The sequence below is a fragment of the Streptomyces nitrosporeus genome (assembly GCF_008704555.1).
In the GTDB taxonomy this organism is placed as follows: Bacteria; Actinomycetota; Actinomycetes; order Streptomycetales; family Streptomycetaceae; genus Streptomyces; species Streptomyces nitrosporeus.
The window spans coordinates 4,377,150-4,398,097 of sequence record NZ_CP023702.1; the positions used below are offsets into that span (position 1 = coordinate 4,377,150).

General features: G+C 71.4%; 6 protein-coding genes. 3 read left to right on the forward strand and 3 right to left on the reverse strand.

Annotation, left to right across the window (positions count from 1 at the left end; all coding sequences use genetic code 11):
- Positions 1–14 precede the first annotated feature (14 nt).
- The 3 genes from CP967_RS19520 (at position 15) to CP967_RS19530 (ending at position 16,080) form a co-directional block, all read left to right on the forward strand.
- The gene (locus tag CP967_RS19520) at positions 15–10,967 is read left to right on the forward strand and encodes a non-ribosomal peptide synthetase (RefSeq protein ID WP_150489194.1); all 10,953 of its coding nucleotides are present in this window, start codon (positions 15–17) and stop codon (positions 10,965–10,967) included.
- Positions 10,964–13,909, forward strand: a complete 2,946-nt coding sequence (locus tag CP967_RS19525) for a non-ribosomal peptide synthetase (RefSeq protein WP_150489195.1) — start codon at positions 10,964–10,966, stop codon at positions 13,907–13,909. Before CP967_RS19520 ends, CP967_RS19525 begins: the two co-directional genes overlap by 4 nt.
- A gap of 377 nt (positions 13,910–14,286) precedes the next feature.
- Complete coding sequence (locus CP967_RS19530; protein WP_229888398.1) at positions 14,287–16,080, forward strand: AfsR/SARP family transcriptional regulator; 1,794 nt, start codon at positions 14,287–14,289, stop codon at positions 16,078–16,080.
- Between the two features lie 79 nt (positions 16,081–16,159).
- Here CP967_RS19530 and CP967_RS19535 read toward each other — a convergent pair whose 3' ends face one another.
- From CP967_RS19535 to CP967_RS19540, 3 genes are all read right to left on the reverse strand, one after another.
- A complete protein-coding gene (locus CP967_RS19535; RefSeq protein WP_190175098.1) occupies positions 16,160–16,987 on the reverse strand; it encodes a phosphopantetheinyl transferase in 828 nt (275 codons plus the stop codon).
- A gap of 249 nt (positions 16,988–17,236) precedes the next feature.
- Positions 17,237–17,404 (reverse strand): hypothetical protein, encoded by a 168-nt coding sequence (locus CP967_RS34085; protein ID WP_167535412.1) that lies wholly within the window; start codon positions 17,402–17,404, stop codon positions 17,237–17,239.
- Between the two features lie 150 nt (positions 17,405–17,554).
- The gene (locus CP967_RS19540) at positions 17,555–20,572 is read right to left on the reverse strand and encodes an AfsR/SARP family transcriptional regulator (protein ID WP_150489197.1); all 3,018 of its coding nucleotides are present in this window, start codon (positions 20,570–20,572) and stop codon (positions 17,555–17,557) included.
- Positions 20,573–20,948 lie beyond the last annotated feature (376 nt).

Here is a 20,948-nt window from a genome sequence, read left to right on the forward strand (position 1 = left end):
GAGGGGCGCTCAGCATGAGTACTGGCGAAGGCCGCACGGACGGACAGACCGAGGAGAGGCGCGAGGAGCTGGTGCGCGCCAGGCTCGCCGGAGGCCGCAGCGGCCGGCGGGCCGCGGTGGTCCCGGTCGACCGGGACGGCCCGCTGGCGCTCTCCCACGGTCAGCAGCAGATGTGGTTCCTCAGCCGCCTGGACCCGGGCAGCTGGGAGTACAGCGTCCCGGTCGCCCTGAGGCTGCGCGGACCGCTCGACACCGAGGTGCTGCGCCGCGGCTTCGAGGAGCTGGTGGCCCGCCACGAGATCCTGCGCACCCGCTACCGCCTCGACGGCGCCGAGCCGGTCCAGCTGATCGACCCTCCCGCCCCGTTCCGCCTGCCCGTCGACGAGGTCACGGACGCCGCCGGACCCCAGGAGCGGGAACAGCGCGCCCGGGAACTCGCCGAGGCCGAACCGGGCCGCCCCTTCGACCTGGAGAACGGCTCGCCGCTGCGGGCCAGGCTCATCCGGATCTCCGTGGACGACCACCTGCTCGTCGTGGTCTTCCACCACGTCGCCTGCGACGAATGGTCCGTCGGCCTCTTCCTGTCCGAACTCTCCGCCCTCTACGGCGCGTTCACCGAGGGAAAGCCCTCTCCGCTCGCCCCGCTCGCCGTGCAGTACGCCGATTACGCCGCCTGGCAGCACACCCGCCTGGCCGGTGACACCCTGGGCAAGCAGCTCGGCTACTGGCGTAACCAGCTGGCCGGGGTGACCCCCCTGGAGGTCCCCACCGACCGGCGCCGGCCGGCGTCCCGCAGCTACGACGGTGACGCGGTGCCCGTCCACCTGGGCGCCGGGACGGCCGAGAGGCTGCGCGCCCTCGGCTCCGAGCACGGGGCGACCCCCTTCCAGACCCTCCTCGCCGGCTTCCAGGCACTGCTGTCCCGCTACACCGGCCGCGACGACGTCCAGGTCGGCACCGTGGTGTCCGGCCGGAGCCGCCCCGAGCTGGAACAGCTCATCGGCTACGGCATCAACACGCTGGTGCTGCGCGGCCGCTGGCAGGGCGACCCGACCTTCCGGGACCTGCTCGTCGGCGCCCGCGAGACCGTGCTGGACGCCTTCGACAACCAGGAGTACCCGTTCGCCCGGCTCGCCGACGAACTCGTACCCGTCCGCGACATGTCCCGGACCCCGCTGTGCCAGGTGGCCTTCACCATGCACCGGGAACGCACCCGCGACTTCCGGCTGCCCGGCGTCGAGGCCGAGGCCCTCCACGCGACCTCGCGGGTCTCACGCTTCGACCTCAGCCTCCAGCTCGGCGAGTCCCCGGACGGCTCGGTCACCGGAACCCTGGAGTACAGCACCGCGCTGTACGACCGGGCCACCGTGGAACGCCTCGCCCGGCACTTCGTACGCCTCGTCGAGTCCGCCGTCGCCGCGCCCGACACACGGCTCTCCCGCCTCACCATGCTGGACGAATCCGACCTGGCCGTCCTGCTGGACGAGCCCCGGTTCTTCGACGCGCCCGAGCGCTGCGTCCACCAGCTCGTCGAGGAGCAGGCCGCGATACGCCCCGACGCGACCGCCCTCGTCTTCGGCTCCGAGCGCCTCAGCTACGCCGGGCTCAACGCGCGCGCCAACCGTCTCGCCCACCACCTGCGCGCCCTGGGCGCGGGCCCCGGCAGCCTCGTCGGCGTCAGCATGGACCGCGATCTCGACCTGGTGCCGGCCCTGCTCGCCGTCCTCAAGTCCGGTGCCGGCTACCTCCCCCTGGACCCGGAGCACCCGGCCGACCGCATCGGCTACTCCCTCGCGGACGCCGGCGCCCGCATCGTCGTCACCACCTCGGCGTACGCCGCCCACCTGGGCGAAGTGGCCGAGGGAACGCTCGTGGTGCTGGACGCCCCGGAGACCGCGGCCGCCCTCGAAGCCGCCCCGGACGGCAACCCCGTCTCCGGTGCGGTACCCGAGGACATCGTCTACACCATCTACACCTCCGGCTCGACCGGCCGCCCCAAGGGCGTCGGCCTCAGCCACACCAACGTGCTCCGCCTGTTCACGGCGTCCGAGGAACACTTCGGCTTCGACGAGCAGGACACCTGGACGCTCTTCCACTCGTACGCCTTCGACATGTCGGTCTGGGAGATCTGGGGCGCCCTCATGCACGGCGGGCGGCTCGTCGTCGTCCCCGCGGACGTGGCCCGCGCACCCGAGGAGTACCTGCGGCTGCTCGCCGAACATCAGGTCACCGCGCTCAACCAGACCCCGTCCGCCTTCCGCAGCCTGGTCTCCCTGGCCGCCGACGGCAACGCCCTCGTCGACGAACTCGCCGTACGCGTCGTGATGTTCGGCGGTGAGCGCCTCGACATCCCGGGCCTCGCGCCCTGGGTCGCCCGCCGCGGCCTCGACCGCACCCAGCTGGTCAACCTCTACGGCATCACCGAGACCTGCGTCCACACCACCTACCACCTGCTGACCGAGGCCGACCTGGCGGCGGACACCGGCAACGCGATCGGCCGCCCGCTGCGCGACCTCCAGGTCCACCTCTTCGGCCCGCACGGCGAACTCGTCCCGGTCGGTGTGCCCGGTGAGATCCACGTCGGCGGCCCCGGCGTCGCCCGGATGTACCTCAACCGGCCCGCCCTGACCGCCGAACGCTTCGTCCCCGACCCGTACGGCAAGCCCGGTACCCGGCTCTACCGCAGCGGTGACCTGGCGAGCCGGCGGCCCGACGGCAGCCTCGACTACCTGGGACGCATCGACCACCAGGTCAAGATCCGCGGCCACCGCATCGAACTCGGCGAGATCAAGGCCGCCCTCCTCACCCACGCCCGCGTCCGGGACGCCGTCGTCGTCGCCCGCGAGGACACCCCCGGCGACCGCCGGCTGGTCGCCTACGTCGTCCCCACCGGCGACGCCGTCGCCGCGCCCAGCGAACTCCGCACCCTGCTGGCCCGCACGCTCCCCGACTACATGATCCCGACCGCCTTCCTGGTCGTCGGGAAGATCCCGCTGACCGTCAACGGAAAGCTGGACCAGGCGGCCCTGCCCGCCCCCGACCGCAGCGCCCTGGGGGTCGAGACCACCCACGTCGCACCCCGCACCGCGGCCGAGGAGGAGATGACCGCCGTCTGGCGCGAGGTCCTCGGCGTCGAACAGGTCGGGGTCGAGGACAACTTCTTCGACCTGGGCGGCGACTCGCTGCGCGCCGTCGCCCTCGTCGGCGCCCTGCGCGACAGCGAGTACGACGTGACGGTCCGCGACGTCTTCGAGTACCGAACCCCCGCCGAACTCGTCGCCTTCATCACCGGCCGCCCCGCGCCCGCCCAGGCCGCGCCGCCCGTCGAACCCTTCTCCCTGCTCGCCCGGGAGGACCTCGACCGGCTGCCCGCCGGGCTCGTGGACGCCTACCCGCTGGCCCAGGTGCAGCTCGGGATGGTCGTCGAGATGCTCGCCGACGACGGCCGCAACCACTACCACAACTCGACCTGCTTCCGGATCCTCGACGACCAGCCCTTCGACCGGGCACGGCTCCAGCGATGCGTCGACCTGGTCCTGGCCCGACACGAGATCCTGCGGTCCTCCTTCGCCATCGAGGGCTACTCCGTACCGCTGCAACTCGTCCACCCCGCCACCGACGTCGTCTCCCCGGTCGGCGCACGGGACCTGACCGGACTCGACGGTGACGCCGTCGAGGCGTCACTCCGGGCGTTCATGGCCCAGGAGCGCACCCAGCTCTTCGACCTGACCGCACCGCCGCTCATCCGGTTCACCGGGCACGCGTGCGACGACGGATCGTGGTGGCTGACACTGACCGAGTGCCACGCCGTCCTGGAAGGATGGAGCCACCACTCGCTGCTGATGGAGCTGGCCACCACCTACCGGGCCCTGCGCGACGGCACCCCGGTCGAGGAGCCCGCCCCCGCGGCCGTGCGGTACGCCGACTTCGTGGCCGCCGAACTGACCTCCCTGGCCGGTGAGGAGGACCGCGCCTACTGGCAGACGGTCCTGGAGGACAACGCCGCCTTCGAGATCCCCGCCGGCTGGGGCGACGACCCCGCCACGACCCCGCGCGGGCTGCACCGCTCCTGGGTCCCGTACCACGACCTGGAGACCGGCCTGCGGACCCTGGCCGCCAAGGCGAAGGTACCGATCAAGAGCGTCCTGCACGCCGTGCACCTGAAGGTGATGAGCCAGCTCACGCCCGAGGAGTCCTTCTTCACCGGCCTCGTGACCAACGCCAGGCCGGAGGCGGTCGGCGCCGAACGGGTCTACGGGGTCTACCTGAACCCGCTCCCCTTCGCCTTCACCCGGGGCGCGGCGACCTGGCTAGACCTGGTACGCCAGGTCTTCGACCAGGAGATCGAGGTCTGGCCGCACCGGCGCTACCCGCTCGGTGTGATGCAGCGCGAACTCGGCGGCGGCGAACGCCTCGTGAACGTCCGCTTCAGCTACCAGAACTTCCGCCAGGTCGACCAGGACGTCGTGGACTACCCGGCCACCATCGACGACAGCCCCACCGAATTCCCGCTCGGCGTCTCCACCCGGGCCGGCTTCATGGTCATCACCGCCAACCGGCACTTCATCGGCCGGGAGGGAACCGACCGCCTCGCTGCGATGTACCGGGCGGTGTTGGAGTCGATGGCGGGGGATGTGGAGGGTGATGCGCGGGAGGTGTTCCTGCCGGGTGGTGAGCGTGAGCGTGTGCTGACCGGTTGGAATGACTCGGGTGTGGTGGTGCCGGAGGTTTCGGTTTCGGAGTTGGTGGGTCGTTGGGCTGTTGAGTCGCCGGATGAGGTGGCGGTGGCGGCTGGTGGCCGGGTGTTGTCGTTTGGTGAGTTGGATGGTCGGGCGAATCGGTTGGCGCATCGGTTGGTTGCGGCTGGGGTGGGGGTTGAGTCGTCGGTTGCGGTGTTGCTGGATCGGTCGGTTGATCTGGTGGTGGCGTTGTTGGCGGTGTGGCGTGCGGGTGGTGGGTTCGTTCCGTTGGATCCGGTGTTGCCGGTGGGTCGTGTGGCGGGGATGGTCGCGGATGCGCGGGTGTCGGTGGCGGTGACGTCGGCGGATTATGCGGACCGGTTCGATGTGGATGTGGTCCGGGTTGATGACGCTGACCTTTCGTCCTATCCGTCGTCTCCGCCTCCGCTCTCGGTCGATCTGGATGGTGTGGCGTACACGGTGTTCACGTCGGGTTCGACGGGGCGGCCGAAGGGTGTGCAGGTTTCGCATCGGGGTCTGGTCAATCATGTGGACTGGGCTGTGCGGGAGTTGGTGGGTTCGGGGTCGGGTGGTGCGCCGGTGTTCTCGTCGGTGGCGTTCGATCTGGTGGTGCCGAATGTGTGGGCGCCGTTGGTTGCTGGTCAGCGGGTGTGGTTGTGGGACGGTGAGCTGACCGAGCTGGGTGCTGCTGTTGTCGAGGCGGGTCCGTTCGCGTTCATGAAGTTGACTCCGGGGCATCTGGAGGTGCTTTCGGGTCAGCTGTCGGATGATCAGGTTTCTGCTTTGGTGCCGCGTGTGGTGGTGGCGGGTGAGGCGTTGCCGGGTGCGTTGGTGGAGCGTTGGCGGGTTCTGCTCGGTGATGGTCAGGTGGTCAATGAGTACGGGCCGACCGAGGCGACGGTGGGTACGTGTGTCTTTCCGTTGACCGGGGCTCATGAGGGTGTTGTTCCGATCGGCCGGCCGTTGCCGAACATGGTGATGCGGGTGCTGGACGGGGGGTTGCGTCCGGTTCCGGTGGGTGCGGTGGGGGAGCTGTTCGTCGGTGGTGTGGGGGTGGCGCGTGGGTATGCGTTCCGTCCTGGTGTGACGGCGGAGCGTTTCCTGCCCGATCCGTATGGTCCGGCGGGTGCGAGGTTGTATCGCACGGGTGATCTGGTGCGGTGGCGTGCTGATGGTGCGGTGGAGTTTTTGGGCCGTATCGATGATCAGGTCAAGGTGCGGGGGTATCGCATCGAGCTGGGTGAGGTCCGGGCGGCTCTGGTCGCTCATCCCCAGGTCACCGATGCCACGGTCGTCGTCTCCGAGGACCAGCGCCTGATCGCCTACGTCGCCGGCACCACCGACGACCTCGCCGAAGCGCTCGGGTCCTCGCTGCCCGATTACATGGTCCCGTCCGTCTTCGTCCGGCTCGACGCCCTCCCACTGACCGCCAACGGCAAGATCGACCGCCGCGCCCTCCCCGACCCCGAGGGTTCGGCCGAGGACACCTATGTGGCTCCCCGTACCCCCACGGAGGTGCGCATCGCCGCCGTGTGGAGTGGCGTCCTCGGAGTCGAAAGAGTGGGGGTCGAGGACAACTTCTTCGACCTGGGCGGCCACTCGATCAAGGCCATCGCCCTGGTGGGCGCCCTGCGCGCCGAAGGCTTCGAGGCGAATGTGCGGGACGTCTTCCAGCACCGCACCGTCGCCGGCCTGGCCACCGCGCTCACCGACACCGAACCGGTCACCGGTTCTGCGGTCGTCGCGCCCTTCGCGCTGGTCGCGCCCGAGGATCGGGCGAAGCTCCCCGCAGGGCTCGTGGACGCCTATCCGCTGGCCCAGGTGCAGCTCGGCATGCTGGTCGAGATGCTCGCCGACGACGGGCTGAACAAGTACCACAACACCACCGCGTTCCGGATCAAGGACGGCCGCCCCTTCGACGCCGACGCCCTGCGGCGCGCCGGCCAGGCGGTGGTTGACCGGCACGAGATGCTGCGCGCCTCCTTCGATCTCGAAGGTTTCACCGTGCCGCTCCAGCTCATCCACGCGAGCGCGGACATCCCGGTGACCGTTCACGACCTGCGGTCACTGGACGCCGGACAGCAGGCCGAGGCACGCAAGGCGCACATCGTCTCCGAGCGGGCCGAGACCTTCGACCTGTCCCGCGCGCCGTTGCTCCGTATCTCCGCACTCATCGAGTCCGACGAGGCATGGTGGCTGTCGGTCAGCGTCTGCCACCCCATCACCGAGGGCTGGAGCCACCGCACTCTCCTCAGCGATGTCGTCGAGGGCTACTTGCGGATACGTGCGGGCGAAGCACTGCCGGATGTCGATGTCCCCGAGGTGCGGTACGCCGACTTCGTCGCCGCCGAACTCGCCTCCCTGGAATCGGAAGAGGACCGGTCCTACTGGCGTGACGTGCTGAGCACCCACGCCAAGTTCGAGCTGCCTTCCGGTTGGGGGGACGCCGAGCCCGGACGGACCGCGAACACCGTACGGGTACCGCTCGGCGACCTCACCGCAGCCCTGCGTGCCGCCGCGAGCAGTACGGAGACCTCACTCAAGGCAGTCCTGCACGCCGCACACCTGAAGGTGATGAGCCAGCTCACCGCAGAGGAGTCCTTCTGCACGGGGCTGGTGTCCAGCGGCCGGCCTGAGGTCGTGGGAGCCGAGCGGGTCTACGGCATGTATCTCAACACCGTGCCGTTCGCCTACGAACGCGGTGCCCGGACCTGGAGGGAACTCATCCGCCAGGTCTTCGACCAGGAAGGTGCGCTCTGGCCGCACCGCCGCTTCCCGATGCCGGTCATGCAGCGGGAACTGGGCGACGGTACACGCCTGCTCGACGTCCGCTTCAGCTACCTCGACCTGGCAGACGCCCAGGCCGAATCCGACCTTGTGGACGCCGACTCCGGCGACGGTGAAGGCGCGACGGAGTTCGGCCTCGCGGTGGCAGCCCGGGGCAGTGGCCTGCTGCTCACCGTCAACCCGCGGATCCTCGGCGAATCCGGTGCACAACGCCTCGCTGCGATGTATCGGGCGGTGTTGGAGTCGATGGCGGGGGATGTGGAGGGTGATGCGCGGGAGGTGTTCCTGCCGGGTGGTGAGCGTGAGCGTGTGCTGACTGGTTGGAATGACTCGGGTGTGGTGGTGCCGGAGGTTTCGGTTTCGGAGTTGGTGGGTCGTTGGGCTGTTGAGTCGCCGGATGAGGTGGCGGTGGCGGCTGGTGGCCGGGTGTTGTCGTTTGGTGAGTTGGATGGTCGGGCGAATCGGTTGGCGCATCGGTTGGTTGCGGCTGGTGTGGGGGTTGAGTCGTCGGTTGCGGTGTTGCTGGATCGGTCGGTTGATCTGGTGGTGGCGTTGTTGGCGGTGTGGCGTGCGGGTGGTGGGTTCGTTCCGTTGGATCCGGTGTTGCCGGTGGGGCGTGTGGCGGGGATGGTCGCGGATGCGCGGGTGTCGGTGGCGGTGACGTCGGCGGATTATGCGGACCGGTTCCCGGGTGTGTCGGTGGTGTTGGTGGATGAGGATGTGTCCTTGTTCCCGGGGTCTGCTCCTGTGGTGTCGCCGGATTTGGATGGTGTGGCGTACACGGTGTTCACCTCGGGTTCGACGGGGCGGCCGAAGGGTGTGCAGGTTTCGCATCGGGGTCTGGTCAATCATGTGGACTGGGCTGTGCGGGAGTTGGTGGGTTCGGGGTCGGGTGGTGCGCCGGTGTTCTCGTCGGTGGCGTTCGATCTGGTGGTGCCGAATGTGTGGGCTCCGTTGGTTGCTGGTCAGCGGGTGTGGTTGTGGGACGGTGAGCTGACCGAGCTGGGTGCTGCTGTTGTCGAGGCGGGTCCGTTCGCGTTCATGAAGTTGACTCCGGGGCATCTGGAGGTGCTTTCGGGTCAGCTGTCGGACGGGGAGATCTCTGCTTTGGTGCCGCGTGTGGTGGTGGCGGGTGAGGCGTTGCCGGGTGCGTTGGTGGAGCGTTGGCGGGTTCTGCTCGGTGATGGTCAGGTGGTCAATGAGTACGGGCCGACCGAGGCGACGGTGGGTACGTGTGTCTTTCCGTTGTCCGGGGCTCATGAGGGTGTTGTTCCGATCGGCCGGCCGTTGCCGAACATGGTGATGCGGGTGCTGGATGGGGGTTTGCGTCCGGTTCCGGTGGGTGCGGTGGGGGAGTTGTTCGTCGGTGGTGTGGGTGTGGCGCGTGGGTATGCGTTCCGTCCTGGTGTGACGGCGGAGCGTTTCCTGCCCGACCCGTTCGGGGCACCTGGTGCGAGGTTGTATCGCACGGGTGATCTGGTGCGGTGGCGTGCTGATGGTGCGGTGGAGTTCCTGGGCCGTATCGATGATCAGGTCAAGGTGCGGGGGTATCGCATCGAGCTGGGAGAGATCCGGGCGGCTCTGGTCGCTCATCCCCAGGTCACCGACGCGACGGTCGTCGTCTCCGAGGACCAGCGCCTGATCGCCTACGTCGCCGGCACCACCGACGGCCTCGCCGAGGACCTCGCGGGCAGCCTGGCCGAAGCGCTCGGGGCCTCGCTGCCCGAGTACATGGTCCCCTCCCTCTTCGTCCGGCTCGACGCCCTCCCGCTCACCGCCAACGGCAAGATCGACCGCCGCGCCCTCCCCGACCCCGACGACTCGGCCAAAGACACCTACCTGGCTCCCCGTACTCCCGCCGAGGAGCGCATCGCCGCTGTCTGGAGCCGGGTGCTGGGCATGGAGAAGGTCGGGGTCGAGGACAACTTCTTCGACCTGGGCGGCCACTCGATCAAGGCCATCGCCCTGGTGGGCGCCCTGCGCGCCGAAGGCTTCGAGGCGAATGTGCGGGACGTCTTCCAGCACCGCACCGTCGCCGGTCTGGCCACCGCGCTCACCGACACCGGACCGGGCCAGGAGGACGTGGCCGTCGCCCCGTTCGCCCAGGTGTCCGAGGAGGTCCGCACCGCGCTGCCGGCCGGCCTGGTCGACGCGTACCCGATCTCAAAGGTGCAGCTCGGCATGCTGGTCGAGATGCTCGCCGACGACGGGCTGAACAAGTACCACAACACGTCCACGTTCCGGATCAAGGATGGCCGTCCCTTCGACGCCGACGCCCTGCGGCGCGCCGGACAGACCGTCGTCGAACGGCACGAGATGCTCCGTACGTCCTTCTCACTCGATGGGTTCGACGTACCGCTCCAGCTGGTCCATCCGAGTGCCGGCATCCCGGTGACCGTACGGGATCTGCGGGGGCGGGACGCGGAGGAGTTCGCGGCGGCGCGGCAGGCGCACATCGCCTCCGAGCGGGCCGAACTGTTCGACCTCGGTGTGCCGCCGCTGCTCCGGCTCTCCGCGCTCATCGAGTCGGAGGAGGCGTGGCACCTGGGCTTCACGCACTGCCACGCCATCACCGAGGGCTGGAGCCAGCAGTCGCTGCTGATGGAGGTGCTGGACGCCTACCACGCGTACGCCGCGGGTGGTCTGCCCGAGCGGTCCGAACCGGCAGCGGTGCGCTACGCCGACTTCATCGCTGCCGAACAGCGGTCGCTGGAGTCCGACGAGGACCGGGACTACTGGCAGGGCATCGTCGACCGTTACGCGATGTGCGTGCTCCCCGAGGAGTGGGGCGACGGCAGCGCGGCGCCGCGTGAGGACTTCAAGCTGTCGGTGGAGTTCCGCGACATCGAGCCTGCCCTGCGGGCCCTGGCCACCTCCAGCGGTACCTCGTTCAAGGCGGTACTGCTGGCCACGCACCTGAAGGTACTGAGCACGGTGACCGGCGAACCGGCCTTCCACACCGGGGTGCTGTACAGCGCGCGCCCGGAGGTCCCGGGTGCCGAGCGGGTCTACGGCATGTACCTCAACACCCTGCCGTTCGCCCACGACCGTACGGCGAGGACCTGGCGCGAGCTGGTCCAGCAGGTGTTCGACCGCGAGGCCGAGGTGTACGGCCACCGCAGGCATCCGCTCCCCGCGGTGCAGCGGCTGGCGGGCGGGCGGCGGCTGTTCGACATCATGTACCGCTACCAGGACTTCCACCAGGTCGACACCGGCACGGTGGACGTACGGGCGGGGGCGGGTGACAGCTCCAACGAGTTCACCCTGTCGGTCGCCAACGTGCCCGGACGGCTGGTCCTGAGGGCCGTCAGCACCGGGCTGAACCGGGCGAACGCCGAGCGCCTCGCCGGGATGTACCGGGCGGTGCTCGAAGCGATGGCGGCCGACCCCGACGGGGACGTGGACGCGGCGATCCTCTCGCCGGCGGAACTGACCCAGGTGCTCCAGGACTGGAACGACACCGAGGTGGAGTGGGGATGAGCAGATACGTCCACGAGGTGTTCGAGGCGACAGCCGCGGAACACCCTGACACCGTGGCGGTGCGGACGGGCACCACGTCCCTGACGTACCGGGAGCTCGACGCACGGGCCAACCGCCTCGCGCACCAGCTGCGCGGGGCGGGGGTGGGGCCGGAGTCCGTCGTCGGTGTGCTGCTGAACCGGGGGCCGGACACCCTGCCCTGCCTGCTCGGGATCTGGAAGGCCGGCGGTTCCCACCTGCCTCTGGACGCTGGGCTCCCGGCGGACCGGCTGACCTACATGCTCGGTGCGGCGGGCGCCCGGCTGATCGTGACGCAGGGCGGCCTGGAGGAACGGCTCGCGGGCGGGTACGACGGCGGGGTCGTGGACCTCGACCGTGACCGGGCCCTGATCGAGGGCCGTCCGGCCACCCCGGTCGACGGCCCGCAGGAGCGGGACCCGAAGGACCCCGCCCGGCGGCACCGGCTCGCGTACACGCTGTTCACGTCCGGTTCCACCGGGCGTCCCAAGGGGGTGCAGATCGCGCACTCCTCCCTGCTGAACGTGCTGTTCTCGATGCGGGAGCGGTACGGGGCGGGCCCGGGGCACCGCTGGCTGGCGCCCACCTCGCTGTCCTTCGACATCTCGACGACCGAGCTCTACCTGCCGCTGATCACCGGCGGCCGGGTGGTCCTGGCCGACGACGAGGAGGCGCACGACCCGTCCGCCCGGCTGCGGCTGATCGAGAGCGCCGGGATCACCCACGCCCAGGCGACCCCGGCGGGCTGGAAACTCCTCCTCGCCGCCGGGCTCGGCCGCACCCCGCTCACCGCCATCGCCGGGGGCGAGGACCTTCCGCCGGCCCTGGCCCGCGACCTGGCCCGCAGGGTGGACCGGCTGGTCAACCAGTACGGGCCGACGGAGGCGACCGTGTGGTCCACCGCCTGGGAGGTCGAGCCGGACGCCGGCAGCGTGCCGATCGGGCGCCCCATCCACAACTACCGGGCGTACGTCCTGGACGCCGCCCAGCGGCCCGTACCGGTCGGGGTGGCCGGTGAGCTGTACATCGCGGGGGCCGGGGTGGCCCGGGGGTACGTGGGCCGGCCGTCGCTGACCGCCGAACGGTTCCTGCCGGAGCCCTTCGGCGGGCCGCCCGGCTCGCGGATGTACCGGACGGGCGACCTGGCCAGGTTCCGTGCGGACGGGCAGCTGGAGTGCCTCGGCCGGATCGACAACCAGGTGAAGATCCGCGGCTACCGCATCGAGCCGGGGGAGATCGAGGAGGTCCTGCTCGCGCACCCCGCGGTCCGGGACGCCACGGTCCTCGCCCGTGAGGACGGCAACGGCGAGAAGGTCCTCGTCGCCTACGCGGTCACCGCGGGGACCACGGACCAGGCCGGACTGCGGGCCCACCTGGCCGCCGCGCTGCCCTCCTACATGGTGCCCGCCGCGTTCGTCCTGCTCGACGCGATGCCGCTCAACGCGTCCGGCAAGGTCGACCGGAAGGCGCTGCCCGCGCCCGGCCGTGCGGCGCTGGGCGCCGGCCGGGAGTACACGGCGCCCCGCACCAGGACCGAACGGCTGCTGGTGGAGGTCTGCGCCGAGGTCCTCGGAGTGCCCGGCGTGGGCGTACGGGACAGGCTGCTCGACCTGGGCGCCGACTCGATGCGCATCGTCCATGTGATGGCCGCCGCCCGGAAGAAGGGGCTCGGCGTCACCCTGCGGATGCTGCTGGACAGCGAGACCGTCGAAGACCTCGCGCAGACCGTCGACGGCATCCGGGACGGACACGACACCCAGGACACCCAGGACACGCACGGCAGGCAGGACACACAGAACACGTACGGCACGCGGGGCGCCCCGGAGCCGCAGGGCGGCGCCCCGGACGTGGCGGACGGCGGTCAGGACACCGACAGAGGGGCGAGCAGGCCGATGACATCCGCGCTCACACCGGCACGGCAGGCCGGGCCCGACGTGGCCGGGGCGATGGAAGCGCACCGGATACCGGGGGCCGCGGTCGCGCTCCTCCAGGACGGCCGGCTGGTCGGGGTGCAGGTCCACGGCGTCCGGGCCGCCGACACCGGCGCCCCCGTGACGCTGCGGACCCGGTTCCAGGCGGGCTCGATCAGCAAGCACGTCACGGCCTTCGCCGCGCTGCGCCTCGTCGACCAGGGCGTGCTGCGCCTCGACGAGGACATCGCGGAGCACCTCACCGGCCGCCCCGTGCCCCGGACCGCTGCCGGGTCCCGGCTGACCCTGCGTCACCTGCTGTCCAACACCGCAGGACTCTCGCAGACCCCGGCCACCTGGTGGCGCCCCGGAGAGGACATGCCGAAGCTGTCCGCCGTACTGGACGAGGTGTGGGCCGAACACGAGCCCGGCGCGCTCTTCCGCAAGGCGGGCAGCCAGTGGGCCCTGCTGGAACAGCTGCTGACCGATGTGACGGGACAGGACTTCCAGGAGCTGGCCACCGGTCTCGTCCTCCGGCCGCTGGACATGCGGGACAGCACCTTCCTGGCGCCCGGGGACCCGCACGCCGCCGGCCAGGACATAGCGACCGGACACGACCAGCACGGCCGGGCGCTGCTCGACGGTTACCGGGTACGCCCGGTGCTCGCAGGCAGCGGGCTGTGGTCCACAGCCGTCGACCTCGCCCAGCTGGCCGTGGAGATCCGCCAGGCCCATCTGGGCTTCTCGGACCTCCTGTCCGCGAAGTCCGCCGCCCTCATGCTCACGGAGGCGTTCCCCGGCAGCTTCTACGGCCTGGGCACCGTGGTGGACGGCTCGATGACGGACCTGGAGTTCGGGCACGGCGGCCAGACCGCCGGATACCGGGCCCTGACCTCGCTGCGACTGCGCTCCGGTAACGGCTGCGTGGTCCTCACCAACTCCGACAACGGCAAGCAGGCCCACAAGGCCGTGGCGGCCTTCCTCGGCCGTGAACTGGACGTCGCCACAGGCTGACCCACACCCGCAGCCCGGCACACACCAGGAGGCCGTCCCGGACCGGAGGACAAGGGGCACGGGGTGGCCTCCGGGCGTGTGCCCCCGGCCGTACCACCGGGCCCGGGGAAACCTTCCGCCCGTGTCCCCGCCCCCGTACCACCGGGCACGGGACAACCTCCCCGCCCCCCGTCCCACCAGGCACGGGACAGCCTCCCCGCCCATGTCCCCGGCCCCGTCCGCCGGGCGCGGGAGGCGGTGTTACCGAACGGATAACCCGTGAATAAGCGCCCCGCATAGCTTCTGCGACGAGCATTCGTTCGCATTAGCCAGACGGGGGGTGCCGAATGGACTTCCGAGTCCTCGGCCCGGTTGAAGCTCACAAGGACGGCACGCGCGTGGCGCTGTCCGGCTCCAAGATCCACACCGTACTCGCGGCCCTGCTGCTCGCCCGCGGCCGTGTGGTGTCCGACTCCAGACTCAACACACTCCTGTGGGGATGGGAGCCGCCGGCGACCTCCGGCGCCCAGATCTACACGTACATGTCCAGGCTCCGCAAACTGCTCGGCGACGAGGTCGGGATCGAGCGCCGCCAGCCCGGCTACCTGCTCCGGGCACCGCACAGCACCGTCGATCTCCTGGAGTTCGAACGGCTCGACACGCTGGGGCGCGCGGCCCTGCGCCGCAAGCGCTTCGGGGAGGCCGGTTCGCTGCTGACCCAGGCACTCGGGCACTGGCGGGGGACCGCCCTCGCCAACGTCACCGAGCACCTCGCGGACGCCGAACTCCCGCAGCTGGAGGAGGCGAGGATGCACACCCTGGAGAGCCGGATCGAAGCGGACCTGGCGCTCGGCCGGCACGAGCAGCTGACCGCCGAACTCACCGGCCTCGTCGCCCGGCACCCGCTCCGGGAGAAACTGCGCGCCCAGCTGATGACGGCGTACTACCGCGGCGGGCGCCAGAGCGACGCCCTGCAGAGCTACTACGAGGGCCGCAGCCTGCTCGCCGACCAGCTGGGCGTCGACCCCGGCGAGGACCTCGGCTCGACCTACGCGGCCGTACTCGCCGGGCGGAGCGGCCCCGGGCCGGGCAGCACCGCGAGCCGGAGGCCCGCCCCGTCCGCCTACGCCGACGAGGACGCCCCCTCGATGCTGCCGGCCCAGACCACGGAGTTCGTCGGCCGGGGCACCGAACTGGCCGCCCTGCGCGCCCAGCTCGCCGAACCGGCCGGCGGCCGGGGCCCGCGCCACCTGCTCGTCACGGGCATGGCGGGGGTGGGCAAGACGGCCCTGGCCGTGCACGCCGCGCACCTGAGCGCCGCCCACTACCCCGACGGCTGCCTCTTCGCCGAACTGACCGGACCCGACGGGCAGCCGAGACAGCCCGCCGACGTCCTCACCGGGCTGCTGAGAGGACTGGGTGAGCACGTCTCCGGCGGGCAGGACGGCCCCGCGGAGACGGACGAGCTGCTGCGCCGGTACCGGGCGCGGACAGCGGGCAGGCGGCTCCTGGTGGTCCTGGACGGGGCGGTCAACAGCCGCCGGCTCGACCCGCTGCTCGCCGGATCACCCGACGCGGTCGTACTGATCACCAGCCGCGCCCGGCTGCCCCAGGTGACAGGGGCGCGGACGACGGCGCTCGCCCCGCTCGGTGACGGTGCCGCCTTCGACCTGCTGGCCGCCTCGGCCGGACGGGCCCGCCTGCTCGCCGAACCCGACGCCGCCGATGACGTCCTCGCCTACTGCGGAGGGCTGCCGCTCGCCCTGCGCGTCACCGGGAGCCGGCTCGCGGCACGGCCCTACTGGCCGGTGGCCCGGCTCGCCGAACGGCTGGCCGACCCCGGGAGCCGGCTGGCGGAACTGGCCTTCGCCGGAGTGGACGTGGCCGGCGCACTGATGCCGTCACTGGAACAGTTACCGGAATCCGGCCGGGCCCGGGCCACCCTGGTCCAGCTCGCGGACATCGGGGCGGAGTCCTTCCCCGCGCAGCGCGCGGCAGCCTGCCTGCGGACCCGGGAGGCGGCGGCGGAACAGCTCCTCGAACAGCTGGTGGACGGCGCCCTGCTGGACATCTGCGGGGTGGACCGCCAGGGCCGCCCGCTCTATCGCTTCCACGAACTCGTGCTGCTCCTGGCGCGGTCGCTGAAGGACGCCCCCCGGCAGAGCCGGCGCGAACCCACCGGTGCCCGCTGAGACCCTGGCACCGGCCCCCGGTGCACCCGCCCCCGTGAGGCGCGCCGCCGCCGGGGCGGCCCCGGGCCGCACGCGGACGTCACCGGGGGCGGCGCGCACCGCCGGGGGCCGCCGCCCCCGGCAGGTGCAACCGCAGCGGGCCGCACGGCGGTTCGGCACCCGCGGCACCGGCGACCGCCGCCGCCACCGGTTCGGGCAACGCCAGATCACGGACGACCCAGGCGGTGCGCCCCAGGGTCCCGGGAAGCCCGGGACAGTGCATGAGCACGGTGCCGGTGGTGGCCGGGTACGACTCGATGCGGTCCAGCGGGACGGCGTCCGCCCCGTGCCCCACCGCGTCCAGAACGGCCCGCTTCCTGGCCCGGCACCGGTAGAACGCCTCGTCGCGGGCGGCGCCCCGGGGCAGCGACAGCATGTGGAGCGCCTCGTCGGCGGTCAGCCACGGCTCGCTCAGCACGTCGTGGCGGACGGGGTGCAGCAGTTCCGCCCCCGCACCCACGGCGGACCCCGCCCCCACGGCGAGGACCGTGAAACCACCGGTGCGGGCCAGGCCCACCGCCAGCGGCGCGTCGGGCCGGCCCAGATGCGTCGGGCCGTGGCTGACGTCCCCGCAGGGCGTACAGGGAGGTTCGACGATCCCGATGTCCTCGGGACCGGTGCCCAGCAGCTCAGCGGCGGCCCGGCGGGCCGCCGCCCTGGTGTGGACGAACGCCGTCGCCTCCTGCTCCGAACGCATGCACAGCGCCTGCCGGAACTCCTCCGTGCCCAGCAGGGCGAGGTCGGCGGGATCGGTGCTCAGAGGCTGCCGCCACCACCAGACATGCGTGTCGCCACGGGCGCGGAGCGCGTGGAACACGGCCGCGGGGCCGATGTCCTCGCCCCCGCGGCCGTCACTGTTCTCATCCATGTCGTAAGGCGGCGCCATGGGCACTGTCTGCCCTTTCCACTGCTGACTGCGTGGCGCGGACCGTATCGACCCCGTATATATCGCGGATATATTCCCGGCGCCGCGCCGCCCGCTTCACCGCCGGGCCCGGTGCCCGGACGCGGTGCCCTGCCCCCGGAGGCGGTCACCCGGCCGCGTCCCGCGGTCGGCCCGCCTCGTGTCCGGCCGCTTCCCCCAGGGCCGGACAGGCCGTTCCGGCCGGAACCGTGATCAGTGCCAGCTCTCGTCGTCGGTACGGTCGACGGCCCCCGCGGCCGGTGCGGCGAGCCGGTCACCGGCCGGCGCCGCCACCGCCGTCCCCGCCGTCAGGAATGCGCACAGTCCGACGAGAACCGTGGTCGCCGCGGCGGTCGCGACGGTGTTACGGACGTTCTTCATTTCTTCCCCCATGTCATCTGACCCGCGTCAACTGCTATGTGAGGAACCGTATGGCACAGGGGTTTCGGCTCATTATCGCTCTGCTTTCGGGGACGGGGACGCCCGATAGCGGGGAAGAGCCCCGGTGACCCCGTGACAATATCCGGCCCGTCAGGTGCCCCCGGGCGTTTCCCCGGCGGACGCGACTTCGGCGGGGAGTTCCCCCACCGGGTCCGTGCCGGCGAGGGCGAGCCGGGCGCGCTCTGTCCACTTCGCCACGCCGATCCGGGCGAAGTCCGTTCGGGCACCCGAGAAATGACGGCGGGCGGCCACGCGGTCACCGCACTTCCAGCACGCCTCCCCCAACGCCAGTTTGATTTTCCCCTCGACCAACGCGCTGTCGACCAGTCCCGCGATTTCCAGGGCCTGCGCCAGGGTCGCCCGCGCCTGCCCCCAGCTCTCCGCGCCCAGCCGCGCCTCGCCCAGCCCGAGCAGCCCGTGGGCCAGCCCCAGCATGTCGGCCTGCGCCCGGACGACCCCTATCATCCGCAGGAACGCCTCCTCCGCCAGGGCGTACCGCTTCTGCGCGAGATACACCCGGGCCAGCCGGTGGGTCCCCAGGGCCAGACTCCTGGAGCCTCCTTCACCGATCGCCGCGGAGACACGCAGGGACTCCAGACTCAGCCGCTGCGCCGCGTCCGTCTGCCCCCGGTCGAGCTCGATCTGCGCCATGTTGTTCAGCACATGGGCCTCCGAGGAGAGATCACCCACCGCGCGGAACACCTCCAGCGCCCGCGTGCTGCGCTCCACGGCCCGGTCGAGGTCACCGCGCATCTCGTCGATCATGGCCATGTTGCGCAGCACCAGGGCGTGGCCGTGCTCCTCGCCCGCCCGCCCGTGCAGCTCCAGCGCCTCGGTGAAGGAGGCGTACGCCTTGGAGAAGTGGCGCAGGCGCATCTCCAGCGCCCCCAGGTTGTGCAGCATCGCCGCCTGGCCGCGGGCGTTGCCCGCCACCCGGGCCGCGGCCAGCGCCCGCTCGCTGCACTCACGCCAGTCGTCGAGGTAGTTGCGCGTCTCGAAGAGCACCACGACCGACATGGTGAGGTCCCAGGCCAGCTCGTCCAGCCCGAGCGCCGCCGCCTGGTCGACCACCGCGACCAGGGAGAGGCGCTCCGTCTCCAGCCAGCCCAGCGGATCGGTGAGCAGCCCCTCACCGAGCTCCCCGGGCAGGCGGTAGCGCGGAACCGCACTGTGGATCACACTGAAGTCGCCCCCGAAAGCCCGCTGGTGAGCCTGCTCGGCCAGCGCCAGATAGGCGCGGAAGGCACGCTCCTGAGCCGCCCGGCGGTCCTCGGCGGTGTCCTCCGCCTCCGCCCGCTCCCGGGCGAACAGCCGCAGCAGGTTCTGGAAGCGGTAGCGGGGATGGCCGGTCGCGTCGAGCCCCACGACGTCCAGGAACTGGGCGTCGACCAGCTGCTCGACCAGCCGCTCCCCGGTCAGGAGATCGGTGTCCAGCAGAGCGGCCGCCACCCAGGCACCGAAGTCCGGTGCGTCGAGCAGCCCCAGCCGCCGGTACAGCAGCGCCGTCGCAGCGGTCAGACCCCGGTAGGTCAGGGCGAAACTCGCCCGCACCTGCGATTCCCCCGAACTCAGCTCGTCCAGCCGCTGCCGCTCGTCACTCAGCCTGCGCACCAGACGTGACACCGTCCAGTGCGGCTTGGACGCGAGCCGCGCCCCGGCGATCCGGAGAGCCAGCGGCAGCAGGTCGCACAGCTCGGCCAGCCGGGCGGCGGAAGGGGGATCGGCCGCGACACGCTCCTCACCGACGATCTTCTCGAGTAACTCGACCGCCTCGTACGGCGACAGCCGCCCCAGCCGGACCCAGGACCGCGGCGGCCAGGCCAGCATCTCGGACAGCTGCTCCCTGCTGGTCACCAGCACACAGCAGCCCCCGCTGCCCGGCAGCAGCGGACGCACCTGGGCGTAGCTACGGACGTTGTCGAGGACCACCAGCACCCGGCGGTCGGCGAGCAGACTGCGGTAGAGGGCGGCGCGCTCCTCCGGTTCCGAGGGGATCTGGGCCGTCGGCACCGACAGCGAACGCAGGAAGCGGCCCAGGATCTCCCCCGCGGTGGTCGGCTCCAGATGCTCGTCGTACCCCCGCAGATCGGCGAAGAGCTGCCCGTCGGGGAAGTGCTCGGCGACCTGGTGCGCCCAGTGGACCGCCAGGCCCGTCTTGCCGACCCCGCCGACCCCGGTGATCAGCCCGGTCGCCGGCCCGTTCGACTCCACGGCCGGGGTGAGGAGTTCGTCGAGCTGGGCGAGTTCCTCCTTGCGTCCGGCCAGCCCCGGTACGTCCGGGGGGAGTTCCAGCGGGTCGCCGACCGGCTTGGACGGCAGCGTCCCCTCGCCGTCCGGCCCGGGTACGGCCGGCGAGAGCTCGTCCTGCAGGATCGCGTTGTGCAGCTCGGACAGGGCGGGGCCCGGCTCCAGCCCCAGCTCCTCGATCATCCACCGCCGCCCGTCGCGGAAGGTCTCCAGGGCCTCCGCCCGGCGTCCCGACTGGTACTGGGCGGTGATCAGCTGGTGCCGCGCCCGTTCCCGCAGCGGATGTTCCCGGACCATCGCCGCCAGGTCCGGGAGGATCTTCTGGTGCTCCCCCAGCTGGATATGGACGGCGGTGGCGTTCTCGTACGTGTCCAGGCGCAGCTCCTCCAGCCGCCTCGCCTCGTCCTCCACCAGCCGGCCGGTCACCCCGTCCAGCGGCCGGCCACGCCACAGGGCCAGCGCCTCGGCGTAGCAACGGGCCGCCTCCGCGGGCCTGCTGTTCCGCACGGCCAGCTCGGCCGAGGACACCAGCGCGGAGAACTCCTCCGAGTCCAGCCGGTGCATCCCGACCTGGAGGAGGTAGCCGGGGTGGGCGGTGACGATGACCTCCCCGGGGAAACCGGCGGCCTTGAACGTCTTGCGCAGCGCGGCGATGCAGATGGACACCTGGGTCCGTGCCGTGGCCGGAGGGCGGTCACCCCAGACGGCCTCGATCAGGGTGTCGACGGCGACGATCCTGCCCGGACTGAGGAGCAGCATGACGAGGATCGTCCGGTGTCTGGGCCCTCCGACCGGCACCTGCGCGTCGTGGGACGTCACTTCCAGGGGCCCCAGCACCTTGAAGTTCAGCCGTTTCTCCATGTACCCCCCTCAGGCTGTCCCGTGCTGCCGGACGAGGAACAGCCCTTGATCCGCCATCGGCGGGCCGCACGGCACGCCGTGCACCCCGCCTCCCCCCGCACCCGCGAAAACGGGTGTGAGAACCGTCCGGTCGCGCTTATCCAGCTGGATCTCCGACCCAACAATACGGCGGCCGGACGCTCTACCGACCGGTAGATCCCCGATTACTCCGGAGTAAGCCGACAGCCCTGTCGTAAAAGCCCAGTTGGACGGGGTGAGGGTGGCGGAAATGCCGGGGCGGGTATCGCGGAGTGGATTCGTGGCGTCGCGCCCGGGAATGGGCGGGGAATGGGAGGTCCGAGGGCCTGGGCGCGGCCTCTGCGGCTTTTTATGATCC

Bases quoted from the DNA above. Each gene is read 5' to 3' on its own strand.
- CP967_RS19520 (WP_150489194.1), top strand. From the start codon at position 15: ATGAGTACTGGCGAAGGCCGCACGGACGGACAGACCGAGGAGAGGCGC.
- CP967_RS19525 (WP_150489195.1), top strand. From the start codon at position 10,964: ATGAGCAGATACGTCCACGAGGTGTTCGAGGCGACAGCCGCGGAACAC.
- CP967_RS19535 (WP_190175098.1), bottom strand. From the start codon at position 16,987: ATGGATGAGAACAGTGACGGCCGCGGGGGCGAGGACATCGGCCCCGCG.
- CP967_RS34085 (WP_167535412.1), bottom strand. From the start codon at position 17,404: ATGAAGAACGTCCGTAACACCGTCGCGACCGCCGCGGCGACCACGGTT.
- CP967_RS19540 (WP_150489197.1), bottom strand. From the start codon at position 20,572: ATGGAGAAACGGCTGAACTTCAAGGTGCTGGGGCCCCTGGAAGTGACG.